Origin of the sequence: Amphritea sp. (assembly GCF_016744155.1) — a bacterium.
Lineage (GTDB): Bacteria > Pseudomonadota > Gammaproteobacteria > Pseudomonadales > Balneatricaceae > Amphritea.
Genome location: NZ_JADGEW010000019.1, coordinates 74,529 through 86,882, shown reverse-complemented (window position 1 = coordinate 86,882; position 12,354 = coordinate 74,529). Strand labels below are relative to the sequence as shown.

The following is a 12,354-nucleotide window of genomic DNA, read 5'->3' as shown; positions in this document are numbered from 1 at the left end:
AAGAAGGTTAGTGAGTTAAATGCTTTGTAAGAAAGTTGTTGCATGGGATTGGTGTAAACCAATAATGCCGAGCAACGAGCAACGAGCAACGAGCAACGATGTGCTCGCGATCTAGCCAAAACCCTTAAATTCATTCCGTCATATTTAAGTCACTAATCCGTCATATCTCATCACTAGTATCTTGGCATTAATTTTCTTATGTTGGAGTACTCAGATGTCTGCCTTCTGTTTTAAAAAGCCACTTTTGACGCTGGCTGTTGCCCTGTCGGGTATTGCTGTTCAAGCACATGCCGATTCATTTAACCGCATTGCTAGTTATGCAGTTATCCACAGTCTGCCGGAAGGTGTTAAGCGGACGCAGGAAACTTCTCCTGAGATTATTGCTGCGAGTACTGATGGTAATACGGTTGTTTATTCCGATAGCCCGTTCGGTGGTCTTGGTTTTGTTGATATCAGTGATGCGGCTAAGCCAGTCTCGGGCGGTTACATTAAATTAGATGGCGAACCTACAGCGGTTGCTGTTTTTGGTAACACTGCTTTTGCCGGGGTTAATACCTCTGAAAGTTACACTAAGCCATCGGGCTTCCTAACCGCTATCAGCATGGATACACATACGGAGATGGGGCGCTGTGATCTGGGCGGTCAGCCGGATTCTGTAGCCGTTTCTAAAGACGGTCAATATGTTGCTGTTGCCATTGAGAACGAACGTGATGAAGATCTTAATGATGGGGAATTGCCTCAGCTACCTGCAGGTTGGCTGACAATAGTCCCGCTGAAAAATGAGACGCTTCTGTGTGCAGAGATTAAGAAAGTTGAAATGACGGGTCTTGCAGAGATTGGTGTTACAGATCCTGAGCCAGAATTTGTCGATTTTAATAGCAAGAATGAAATTGTGGTTACTCTTCAGGAAAATAATCATCTTGCTGTTGTCGATGCGAAGAGCGGTAGGTTGATCAATCATTTCTCTGCAGGAAGCGTTGTGCTTTCTCAAGTAGATACTGAGAAGGATAAAGCGCTGCTGTTCACCGGAAGCCAGACGCGTCTGCGTGAGCCGGATTCGGTTAAGTGGATCGACGATGATCGTTTTGTTATCGCCAATGAGGGTGATTTCAACGGTGGTGCTCGTGGTTTTACTATCTTCCATAAAGATGGTCGTGAGCTATTTGAATCCGGTATGGCATTTGAGAAAGAGGTTATCAAAGCGGGTCACTATCCTGATAAGCGTTCCGGTAAGAAGGGTAATGAGCCAGAAGGACTGGCTGTTGGCACATTTGGTACCGATACCTATATTTTTGTACTCTCTGAGCGTGCTTCTGTCGTGGGTGTTTATCGCGATACTGGTGGTACACCTGAGTTTGTGCAGTTATTACCATCCGGGATGGCACCAGAGTCTGCTGTAACTATACCGGGTCGTAATCTGTTGATTACGGCCAATGAGAAAGATCTTATCGAAGATAAGGGGCCCCGTGCCCATGTGATGATTTACAGCTTCGAAGATAAGCCCGCCCAATACCCTCAGATCGTTTCAGATATGACTGCCACGGGTATGCCAATCGGTTGGGGTGCGTTGTCAGGCCTGACTGCCGATCCAAAAGCTGCGGGTATCCTGTATGCAGTAAATGATAGTTTTTATGCTAACCAGCCAACGATCTTTACGATTGATGCAAACAAAGCACCTGCGCATATCACCTCTGCTATGTCTGTAATGCGTGATGGAAAAATTGCTAAGAAGCTTGATCTCGAAGGTATTGCGGCTGATGGAACTGGAGGATTCTGGCTCTCATCAGAGGGAAAAACCTCTAAACAAATCCCACATGCTATTCATCATGTAAACAGTAATGGCGAGATAGATCGTTCAATCGATTTTCCGGCTCAATTGCTGATACATGAGAGGAAGTACGGTGCTGAAGGCATCACAATGATCGGTGATAACTTGTGGATCGCGATTCAACGCCCCTGGAAAGATGATCCTAAGGATCAGGTTAAACTGCTCTCTTATAATCTGAAGACAAACAGCTGGGGGGCTGTGCGATACCCGCTGGAGGCATCAAATAACGGTTGGGTGGGTCTATCTGAGATAGTTGAGCACGGCGACAATGTCTATATTATCGAGCGCGACAACCAGTTAGGTGAGAACGCTGCTGTTAAACGTCTTTACAGTGTCTCTATAGATCAACTGAAGCCTGCTGCAATTGGATCTGATTTACCGGTGGTTAAGAAGACTCTTGTACGGGACTTTATGCCCGATCTGCTGTCTTTGAACGGTTATGTTCAAGATAAGATAGAAGGCTTCACCGTCGATGCCACGGGTACGGGTTATGCGGTTACTGACAATGATGGTGTTGACGATAGCTCTGGTGAAACGCTGTTCTTTAGCACTGGCAAGATGTAACAGCTAAACTATTGTTTTTGGCGGCCTATGGCCGCCTTTTTTTTGCCTGTTAAATCTACTATATACAGCTAATAAACGAACAACTTTTACATAAATTGCTTCTCCGAACTAGACTGTATTGGTATGCGCGAATTATTGCGTTGTCGCAATCATCCGGGGGGAGTGATTATGGAGCTGGTCAAAGACCTGTCAGACAGTGGCATAGTGTTCTATTGGATTGATGAAATGGGTGGGCGGATCAGCCCTGAGCTTGCGACATTGAATCTGGCGCATGAATGGCATCAGCAAGCTTTATTCGAAGCCTATTCAGGCGAGGAACGTCGGGTCTCTGTGATCGATCGACGTTCTGATAGGAGTAGGCGTGACTCCATGGTTAGAAACTATATCTCATCTCAGGCTAACCCGCATGGTCGAAGAGCCTCTGACGTTGCAGATGAGGTTGATTTAGATTTGGTAAAGGAAAAACTAAAGGAGTTTTTGTAAGGCTCGATATATTTCTTTTAAATAATATTTGTATTTTATAAGTTAATTTTACCTTAATAAATGAGTAATACTATAGTAATAGTTCTCTACTATTATCGCTGCTATTAGATTTTAATAAGAAGTTTTAGGCAGCGGTTATGCGATTTTGTTCAATTTTTTATATTTCAATAATTCTTTTTTCTTCTTCGGTAAGTGCCGAGATTGATTTATCTATCGGTCCGGGTATTTCCCTTATTGCTGCAAATGGATCTGAGATAGAAAGTAGCTCTCTTTTTGAAAGTAATCGTTCAATTACATTACCTAATGGTAAAAACCAGCTTCTTGTTCAGTATTCTTTAGAAATAAGATCTTCCGGCAGTCTTGAGATGGAATACACCGACCTTCATGTACTTGTTTTCAATGCGAGTGACAAAAGTCTTCGTTTGTTAGTGTCTGAAGTAAAAGGGTTATCTGAGTTCCGTCAGTTTAATAGTGGTAAGTTCTGGTCGCTTAAGGATAGCACTGGACGTTTGATTAAACACCGATCAAAACCGCTATTAAAGGAAGGGTTTCAGATAAATCGAGATTATGAACAAGAATTAGAAGAACTGAATAACACCGGTGGAGATCTCTCTGTTAATAACCCTGTGTTTTTATCTGTAGTGTCTCCTCGTACAAATGAAATAAATAAAAAAACTAACTTAATTAATCTTCCTGAAACATTGCTTAGATATTGGTATTTAAATGCTGATATTGAAACGCGTCAAAGGTTTAAGTCCTGGGTTAGTGATAAATAACTTTTTTTATATTTTTTTAATTACTGTTTTAACTTTTATCAATTGGAGTAAGAAATGAAAAAGCTTGTCCTGGCTGCTGTTATTGCGGCGACTACTACTGGTTCTGTAAGTGCAGCGACTATTTACGAAGGTAAGGGTCTTAAGTACGAGTTAAAAGGTGATTTCCAGCTACAGCTGCGTCAGAAAGTCGGCGAAGATAAAGATCTTGATCTGGAATTCGATGATATGGAGCTTAAAAACCGTGTTACCTATGAGCTAGGCAATGACATGACCGCATTTGGTCAACTGGACTTTTCTTACGACGATTCTGCTAACGATAAGTATGATGGTCGTAGCGATCTTGAAGAAGCTTACCTGGGTTTGAGTTTTGGTGATGTAGCTGTTCGCTTTGGTAAACAGAATCTTTCTTCTGATGAGTTTGGTGTTGAAGCATCATATGAAGAAGCCGGTGATGCATTTGATGAGTTGATCGAAGATGGCGATGACGTTATCCGTGTGGACGCAAACTTTGGTAACGTTTTTGTATCAACGTCTACCGAGTTGGAAGCTAAAGGTAACAGCGGAACAGATAACGATAGCTCTTTCGATGTATTCGTTTTAGCTGATCTTGATGTTGCGCAAGTAGGTTTCACTTACCTTACCTACGAAGCTGAAGGCGCTTCTGATAGCCAGGACGCTTATGGTCTGATGGTTTCTGTTGATGCGGGCTTTGCTGAGCTGGCAGTTGATTACAGTACCGCTGAACTGTCTTCTACAACTGACCTGGATGTGTACAACCTGGCTGCAACCTTTAAAGTTGCTGAAACCACCAAAGCATCTGTTGGTTACAACAGCTATGACGAAGATGGTGCTGATGAAGTTGGCACTTGGTACGCGAACGTAACCTATAAGTTCCCAGCGCAGAAACATGTATCGGTATTTGCTGAAATCGCTGACAACGATGTCGATGATGAAGAGATGGGATATCTGGCGGGTATGCGCGTTAAGTTCTGAGGGAAAAGTTCTGAGGTAAAGCAGGTCATTCTTAGGTCACCCCTTCGAGCTTTGAATGACTACTTTTTTGAGGCCGGTTTCTTAACCGGCCTTTTTAATCTTTTATTCTATAAAACCTATTTTGCCGTTGTATCTAACAGAAAGTCATGGCATTCCTGCCAGTTCCCTCGATAGACGATACGGTCACTTTTCTGATTCAGCTGATACTCGTACATTGGGTCGTAATACAATTCCAGTAGAGGAGCGAGCCAGTTCAGATGAGCGTCGTATCCTGATCCTTGCTGATGCAGTTTAATCGCCTTCTGCATCTCTTCGCGCAGTGTCCGCCAGCGTTCATCACCCAGTCTTCGTTTGATTTTATCTAAGCCTAGCAACAGGTACTCTTCACACAGAATATGGCCCTGCTCTTCACCGTGAACACGGGTATAGTCCGCTACCATGTCGATGACGTACTCTTGTAACAATCTCTGCAATCGAATATCAAGAGGGTCTTCGATGACAGCAACGGGTGCTGTCTGCATTTTTTGATAGAGTTGAACCGGCAAGTCAACGCTACCAATATTTCTGCCTTCATCTTCAAAAACCAGTTGCTGAAAGCCAGCGTTCTGTTTTTTCAGCATCTCAATAGCGGTAATGTTTTCAAAGTTTATTTGACTGTTTTGTGGCTTCACATATCGGCCAAAACTGGAGCCGCGGTGATGAGCTGCACCTTCAAGGTCGATGGCATTGCCCAGGGTGTTCATCATCAGCGTTTTGGCCGAGCCGGTTTTTCCACCAACAATATTAAAAGGCATGATTGCTGGCAGGTCATTGATGACGTTAAGTAGTGCCGTTCTTAACGCTTTATAGCCACCCAGTACCAGCGGGTATTCCACTCCAGCATCTTTCAACCACTGTTGCGTAGTTCTAGAGCGTAGCCCTCCCCGAAAGCAGTAGATATAACCCTCTGGATTGTTTCGGCAAAAGTTCAACCATAGCTCCATGCGTTGATCTTTAGTCTGTCCACAAACCAGTTGATGGCCAAGCTTAATCGCGGCTTCCTGTCCCTCTTCCTTGTAGCATGTACCCACTTTTTCCCGTTCATCGTCAGTCATCAGTGGAAGGCTTATGGCTGATGGAAAAGCGCCCTGGTTGAATTCTATTGGCGCCCTAAGATCGACCATCGGTGTATCGTTAATAAATAGCTCTAGGAACTTATCAGTGTCTGAACGCATAGTTAGGTCTGTGGTTATCGATTTTGTAAGTTAAGTTGCCTGAGCTGTCGATCGTGCCAACGGCTGAGTAGTATAAGTGCGGCGCATGCGCCGATAAGGGCCAGAAGCATGTCGGATTGGGTATCCCAGACATATCCCTGAGTGCCCAGGAACGCCTCTGCGGACTCTCCGGTCAATTCCGCAACCCACCATTCAATGAGCTCGTAAAAGGCGCTAAAGGCGAGACAGAAGCAGACTGTCAGGAAGTTCAGCCAGCGATGGCCATTAACAGCCTGAGCCCGGATGAGGATCTCACGGGCGATGATTGCTGGAATAAATCCCTGAGCCAGGTGGCCAACCTTATCATAGTTGTTACGCTGCCAGCCAAACAGCTCAGAGAGCTGATCGAAGAGGGGTACTTCGGCATAGGTATAATGCCCGCCGACCATCAATATGATGCAGTGAATCAGAATGAGACCGTATAACAAGGGTGTCAAAGGGTGACTGCGGAGGGTGAATATTAGTATAAGCACCCCGATCAGAGCGGGCACAACTTCCAGAAACCAAGTGAACTGGTCTTTAGGATTAATACCTGACCAAATGAGTACAGCTGAGAAAATTAATATCCAGAGAATTCGCATCTGCGCAGTATAAGCGATTTAGGGAGCCTTAAATAGCACCTGCCGCTCTTGGAATGTTGATGTCAGGCAGAGAAAGTGGTTTGGCCGTTTGTGATTTTTCAAATTCAGGCAGTACATCGAGACTGGGCCATAACCCGCTATAAAGTGCTTTCATATAACCATTGATCAGTCCTGCTTTCTGCATCTGAGTTGCTGTTTCAGGGTGGTCATAAGCTAATCTATGCCAGCTACAGACTAAATCGCCATCTGTCTGAGAAATTAGCATATACCAGGTCAAGGCAGAGGCATCGTTGGCAGGCATGCCGATAACACCTGCGTTTAGCCAATATCCATATTCGGTTGTCTGACCGAAAGGCATGCCACAGTGTCCCGCCAGAATAATATCGCTGTTGGATGCTGTGATCTGTTGCTGTTTCTCCTCATTGGAGTCCGAGGCAAAAACGAATCGGTTGTTTGAATCTGTGCCGCCATGGATAGCAGTAAAACGACGACCGCCATAATTGAAACGGATCTGGTCAGGCAGCTGTTTCATCCAGTCTTTATTTAGCGGGCTAACTCTGGGAAGAGTGTAGTTGTACCACTGGGAAGAAAGAAGATCGCAACTACTGCCTTCGATAAAGCCACAGCCGCAATCATCCGAGCCGTTAGCCACAGATTCTTCACAGTTACCAGCAACAACGGTTATGTTCCAGTTCTTTATCAGTTCTACGGTCTCATCAGGTTGGGCACAATAGGCCACCAAATCACCGGTACAGAGGATATTAGTTGTAGGGATTTCAAGCTCAGCGGCAACAGCCTGCATCTGCTTAGTTGCTTGGAGGTTACTGTAAGGCCCGCCGAAAATTAATAGCGGATGGGCCTCGTTTGGTTCGAAGGAAGAACTAATAGGGGTCACCCGGTGCTAGTGCTGCTAAATCGGGGTTGTTGCTTCTGACTGACCATGCCAGCCCAGAACAACAAACAACCGCCAACCAGTACTGTCAGAGAGATAAACAGCAGTTTAGTGTATTTATGGCTCTCCCCCAAAAGCTGTGAATGCCCTGCGGATTCAGTGAAGTAAAGGGCGGCGCCAGCGATCGCAATGGCAAAGCTACCCAGATAGCTCCAGAGTGGAATGTCGGTACGGTTACCCCATAAAGAGAAGAATATTACCGGGGCCAGATACATTGAAGCTGTACCGCTGACGGCAACTGCGCTGAACAGATCTTTATTGCCCCAGAACACTAATAGCAGTCCAAGCATGACGAACACCGCCATAGTGATCCGGCCATTGGTACGGGAGGGCTCAATCCATTTCATATCCACAGCCACCAGTTTAGAGGCACTTGAAAGTGTGCTGTCCAGGGTCGACATGGCGGAAATTACCAAGGTAATGTTGAACAACAGCATGGGGTTCTCGCCAAGGAGTCGCATCAACACCTGATTCATGGTTTCCCCGCTGCCGGCATTTGCGCCTGCGACGATACCAAAGCTACCGAAGATTATGATGCAGGCAGCGCTGATCCAGGCCGCATGGTGAAAACTTTTACGGGTCGTTTCTCTGTCTGCCAGAAAACCCCGGTCCATCATTACCGGGTCGTGCATGGGATAACTCCAAACCTGTAACAGAGCAACCAGAATCAAAATCGGGCCAGGGTCGGTAATAGTGAAGCTTTTAAACATCAGAGTAGCGGTATTCAGATGACCTGTAGTCAGAACTAAAATGGTCAGTGCTGTAAGAACAATCAGGAATAGAATCATCTGGAACAGATCGGTTCTCAGTGACGCGTGTAGACCGCCGAGCATCGAATAAACCAGGGTCACAATAGCGAAAAGCGCTACAGCCAGCGTGTAAGAGCTACTCCCAGCAACACCAAAGAGAATGCCGATCACCAGAATGTTAGCAAATACCTCGCTGACTAAGCGTATGCCGACAACAAAGTTGTAACACTGAGTACCCCATTGACCAAACCGATCGGTTAAAAAGGCCTGAATACTGCCAAAACCGTGTTTGAACCGGACCGAATCTATAATTTTGGCACCGGTCAGAAAAGACAGGTAGTAGGTTGCATAAGCAACGGTTCCCCAGATGCCATAGTAAAACCCCAGAATGGCCGCGTTAAGCAGAGAACGTGCAAAGATCCAGGTCGTTACCTGTGAAAAGGTCAGCATCAGCAGGCCAGGAGGTTTGCCTTTGGGAGAAAGCCCATTGAAGAAGGCGCCGTTGCTTTTCGCTTTTGGAGTGATAAAAACTGAGAATATTGCTACAGCAGCAACCGCAATGATGAGGGATAATTCCATGAGCTGTCCTGAATTTGGGACCGATTTTTGTCCGGGTATTATGATCTAACAAACTGAAACTAAGATGAAAATACTGTTTGCCGTGCTTTAGTTAACCCTATTTATAAGACAAAAAAAAGCCTGTCGTGAGACAGGCTTCTTCAGAGACCATGGAGCGAGCTTTAATAGCTGTGTTCCAGCGTTTCTTGGTGTACCGGCTAAGTTAAGAGAACTTTTTGCCAGTAGGAACTGCGAGTACAGGGACTTTCGCGCCTTTGATGACCTGACGGGTAGTCTGGCTATGATGGCCGAAGGTATTTTCTGAGCCCATTACAATCATATCAGCACTGTATTTCGCAGCAGCCTTAAGGATTGAGTCGGTATAGTTACCTTCGACGATGACCTGCTCAAGGTTCAGCTCTACTTTTTTATCCAGTGATCCAAGTTCTTCAACGCAGAACGTATCAATCCGGGCTTTCATCTGCTCCATAACTTGGTCGATACCCTCATCGTGCATCTTATTGACCATATCTTCAGGCAGGTAGTTTTGGATCAGCGCGTGACCCAGCTCGCCGATAGGCTCAATAATATGCAGCATTACGATACGCGCATTAAGTGTCTGAGCAAGGTTAACCGCCTGTCTGAATACAGGGCGGGTATGTTTGCCCAAAGAGGTTGTGTACAGAATTGTCTTAATTTCAGGGAGTGCCATGCTCAATTTCCTCGTTTTTACTGATCAGGTGTGTGCCTGTATCAGTTTGTTCTCTGGGGTCGTATCCCGGTTACTCAACTTAGGCTGACTAACCCGGTCCAGAAGATAAATAATCGATTTGTAATCTATACCGCTATGGTGAGACAGACCTATTTCACAGGTTCGACTGGTCGAATAACCTGTTTTGCATCCTTCAACCGCCGGCTTCAGCGTACGCAGTGCTGATTCGTTCAGCTCAGGAGTTGAAAATCCTTTATCTCCGGCAAAGCCACAACAGGTGATATCTGCAGGTATTACTACCTTGGTAACGCAAGCTTCAACAATCTGTTTCAGCTTCTCTGCAGCCCCCATCCGGGTTGTGCTACAGGTTATATGTAACGCCACGGTCTCGTCAGCCGGGGTAATAACCAGCCGATCGAGTAAGTACTCATGAATAAACTCTACCGTATCCAGGAGTCTGAGACGTTGATCTATATTATCCTTTAGTCGAAGACTACACGGACTGGTATCTGAAAGTACCGGATACTCACCATTTTGTGTAGCTGCCAGTAGCATTCTGTCGGTTTCAGATGCTTTGAAGTCGGCGGCGTCAAACATCCCTTTAGACTGAAACGGCATACCACAGCATAGTTGATCCAGATTTTCAGGGTAGATAACCTCAAAACCGGCTTTACGTAGCAGTTGTTCAGTTTTATCTGCCAGAGAAGTTTGGTCTTCATCACCGCGGGCCGGCCCCATTGCACGACTGGCGCAACTTGGCAGATAGACAACCTTCGGTGCGTCCGGATTAACAATCGGGCGCTGGGTATTAATCTTAGCGGCAGCCTTAGGCATTGATGGTGTCCACTTCTGTACCCGGCCGCCGGAAATCTTGCGGGTGGTATCACAGATAGCACTCATCGCCTTACTACCGATCAGGGCATGAGTCAGGTCGGCACCTATAAAGGCAGCCTTGCTCACTTTCATTATGCCGCCGTAATGTTCAGCCACCCACTGAGCCAGTTTAGTATGGTTTTCATTATTTCGGCTGCGCACAGCACGAGTTAGATCGCCGGTATTGATCTCAACTGGACAGGTGGTGGAACATAACCCGCAGGCCGCACAGGTATCAATCCCCTGATATAGGTACTCTTTGCGTAACTCGGCGAGTCGCTCCGGATTTTCTCCGTTGGCTTCAAGCCGTGCGATCTCCCGCCAGATAACAATCCGCTGACGCGGTGTCAGGGTCAGGTCACGGGAAGGGCAGGTGGGTTCACAGAATCCGCACTCGATACATTTATCGATAAGGGGGTCTGCAGCAGGCATCGGTTTAAGGTTTTCCAGGTGCACCTGGGCATTACGATTTAGCAGAACACCAGGGTTGAGAATGTTATCGGGATCAAACAGTTCTTTAATCTCCCACATCAAAGCGTAGGCATCTGTGCCCCACTCCTTTTCGACATAGGGGGCCATATTTCGTCCGGTACCGTGTTCCGCTTTGAGTGAACCATCATATTTGTCCACCACCATGGCAGCGACATCATCCATAAGCCCCTCATAACGGTCTGTTTCCGATTGAGAGTCAAACGATTGGGTAAAGACAAAGTGTAAGTTGCCCTCTAAGGCATGACCGAAGATAAGCGCTTCATCGTAGTGCCATTTTTCAAAGATCTGATGCAGATCATGCACCGCATCGGCTAGCTGAGGTACTGGGAAAGCGACATCTTCGATAATGACGGTGGTGCCGGTTTTACGCATCGCACCTACAGCTGGAAAGAGTCCTTTACGGATCGCCCAGTACTTGGAATATTCAGCGGGGTCAGTGGTGAACTCAACCGGCTGAACGGTTTCCAATGACTCAATAGCATGCTTAATCTGTTCAACCTGCTCAGCAAGATGCGTTGGGCAGCCAGAACGTGATTCAACCAATAGAGCGGCGGCATCATCTGGGAGTTCTTTAATAAAACTCGGCATTCCCTCTTTTTCTTCTATCGAACGTAAGCCAGCACGGTCCATCATCTCAACCGCAGATACCGGCGTCTGCTTCAAGATAGCAACGGCTTCGCAGGTTATTTGAACGCTGGGGAAGAAAACCAGCGCCGACGCCTTATTCGGGTGTTCGTCAACGGTGTTGTAAGTGATCTCGCTGAGGAATCCAAGGGTGCCTTCAGAGCCGATCATCAAATGCTGCATGATGTCGATTGGGTCTTCATAATCCACCAGAGAGTTCAGAGCATAACCGGTGGTGTTTTTCAGTCGGTATTTGTGTTCAATTCGCTGGCGTAAGGTTTCATTACTGCGGGTCTGATGTGCCAGTGATTCTAATGCGGCCAGCAGGCCTTTATGGCTGTTCTTAAAGCTGGCAACCGATTGACTATCACCGGTATCCAGTGAAGTCCCGTCGGCCAGTACCAGTTTCATACTGTGCAGGGTGCGGTAGCTGTTCTGCGCGGTGCCGCAACACATTCCACTGGCATTATTAGCCGCAATACCACCGATCATGGCGGTATTGATAGATGCCGGGTCAGGGCCTATTTTCTTATTAAACGGAGCCAGGGTTTTATTTGCCTGTCCACCGATAACGCCGGGTTGCAGAGTTATCTGACTGGCATCTTCATTAATAGAGATGTTTTTCCAGCCATCCCGCAGTTGTATCAGCACTGAATCAGTAATGGCCTGGCCAGAAAGGCTGGTACCGGCCGCGCGGAAAGTGACAGGTATTTTATGGTTATTAGCCAGTCTGATGATACGGGCTACATCCTGCTCAGATTCAGGCCTGACAACTAGCTGTGGGATCAGTCGGTAGAAACTTGCGTCAGTACCGTATGCAAGGGTGCGTAGCGGATCAGATATGATCTGGCTATCGGGCAGAAATTCCTGCAATAGTTGCTTGAATTGTTGATATTCCTGCTTCATAAAAAAAGCC

The 12,354-nt window shown here is 46.4% G+C and carries 10 protein-coding genes; 4 read left to right on the top strand and 6 right to left on the bottom strand.

Features of this window, described 5'->3' with window-relative positions:
• Positions 1-214: 214 nt before the first annotated feature.
• The 4 genes from QZZ54_RS13980 (at position 215) to QZZ54_RS13965 (ending at position 4,644) form a co-directional block, all read left to right on the top strand.
• Positions 215-2,392, top strand: coding sequence for an esterase-like activity of phytase family protein (locus QZZ54_RS13980; RefSeq protein WP_290703312.1), 2,178 nt, complete (start codon positions 215-217; stop codon positions 2,390-2,392).
• Positions 2,393-2,515: 123 nt separating this feature from the next.
• Positions 2,516-2,875: a hypothetical protein gene (locus QZZ54_RS13975; protein ID WP_290703311.1), complete on the top strand. Its 360-nt coding sequence runs from the start codon at positions 2,516-2,518 to the stop codon at positions 2,873-2,875.
• Between the two features lie 137 nt (positions 2,876-3,012).
• On the top strand, positions 3,013-3,651 hold the full coding sequence (locus QZZ54_RS13970; protein WP_290703310.1) for a DUF2057 family protein: 639 nt from the start codon (positions 3,013-3,015) through the stop codon (positions 3,649-3,651).
• Positions 3,652-3,705: 54 nt separating this feature from the next.
• A complete protein-coding gene (locus tag QZZ54_RS13965) occupies positions 3,706-4,644 on the top strand; it encodes a porin (protein WP_290703309.1) in 939 nt (312 codons plus the stop codon).
• 116 nt (positions 4,645-4,760) lie between these two features.
• Here the strand turns inward: QZZ54_RS13965 and mnmH are convergent, their stop codons facing one another.
• The 6 genes from mnmH to QZZ54_RS13935 form a co-directional block, all read right to left on the bottom strand.
• The gene (gene mnmH, locus QZZ54_RS13960; RefSeq protein WP_290703308.1) at positions 4,761-5,858 is read right to left on the bottom strand and encodes a tRNA 2-selenouridine(34) synthase MnmH; all 1,098 of its coding nucleotides are present in this window, start codon (positions 5,856-5,858) and stop codon (positions 4,761-4,763) included.
• Positions 5,859-5,872: 14 nt separating this feature from the next.
• Entirely contained in the window at positions 5,873-6,478 is a 606-nt protein-coding gene (locus tag QZZ54_RS13955; RefSeq protein WP_290703307.1) for a DUF2238 domain-containing protein, read from the bottom strand.
• Positions 6,479-6,506: 28 nt separating this feature from the next.
• Complete coding sequence (locus tag QZZ54_RS13950) at positions 6,507-7,280, bottom strand: metallophosphoesterase (RefSeq protein WP_290703306.1); 774 nt, start codon at positions 7,278-7,280, stop codon at positions 6,507-6,509.
• An 89-nt stretch (positions 7,281-7,369) separates the two neighbouring features.
• The gene (locus QZZ54_RS13945; RefSeq protein WP_290703305.1) at positions 7,370-8,758 is read right to left on the bottom strand and encodes a sodium:proline symporter; all 1,389 of its coding nucleotides are present in this window, start codon (positions 8,756-8,758) and stop codon (positions 7,370-7,372) included.
• A 202-nt stretch (positions 8,759-8,960) separates the two neighbouring features.
• Positions 8,961-9,449, bottom strand: coding sequence for a universal stress protein (locus QZZ54_RS13940; RefSeq protein ID WP_290703304.1), 489 nt, complete (start codon positions 9,447-9,449; stop codon positions 8,961-8,963).
• A gap of 24 nt (positions 9,450-9,473) precedes the next feature.
• A complete protein-coding gene (locus QZZ54_RS13935) occupies positions 9,474-12,344 on the bottom strand; it encodes an FAD-binding and (Fe-S)-binding domain-containing protein (protein WP_290703303.1) in 2,871 nt (956 codons plus the stop codon).
• Positions 12,345-12,354 lie beyond the last annotated feature (10 nt).

What these genes read in the sequence shown, in the direction of transcription:
- QZZ54_RS13950 (WP_290703306.1), bottom strand. Translation starts at nt 7,280, where the DNA reads ATGCAGGCTGTTGCCGCTGAGCTTGAAATCCCTACAACTAATATCCTC.
- QZZ54_RS13970 (WP_290703310.1), top strand. Translation starts at nt 3,013, where the DNA reads ATGCGATTTTGTTCAATTTTTTATATTTCAATAATTCTTTTTTCTTCT.
- QZZ54_RS13945 (WP_290703305.1), bottom strand. Translation starts at nt 8,758, where the DNA reads ATGGAATTATCCCTCATCATTGCGGTTGCTGCTGTAGCAATATTCTCA.
- QZZ54_RS13935 (WP_290703303.1), bottom strand. Translation starts at nt 12,344, where the DNA reads ATGAAGCAGGAATATCAACAATTCAAGCAACTATTGCAGGAATTTCTG.
- QZZ54_RS13965 (WP_290703309.1), top strand. Translation starts at nt 3,706, where the DNA reads ATGAAAAAGCTTGTCCTGGCTGCTGTTATTGCGGCGACTACTACTGGT.
- mnmH (WP_290703308.1), bottom strand. Translation starts at nt 5,858, where the DNA reads ATGCGTTCAGACACTGATAAGTTCCTAGAGCTATTTATTAACGATACA.
- QZZ54_RS13975 (WP_290703311.1), top strand. Translation starts at nt 2,516, where the DNA reads ATGCGCGAATTATTGCGTTGTCGCAATCATCCGGGGGGAGTGATTATG.
- QZZ54_RS13955 (WP_290703307.1), bottom strand. Translation starts at nt 6,478, where the DNA reads ATGCGAATTCTCTGGATATTAATTTTCTCAGCTGTACTCATTTGGTCA.
- QZZ54_RS13940 (WP_290703304.1), bottom strand. Translation starts at nt 9,449, where the DNA reads ATGGCACTCCCTGAAATTAAGACAATTCTGTACACAACCTCTTTGGGC.
- QZZ54_RS13980 (WP_290703312.1), top strand. Translation starts at nt 215, where the DNA reads ATGTCTGCCTTCTGTTTTAAAAAGCCACTTTTGACGCTGGCTGTTGCC.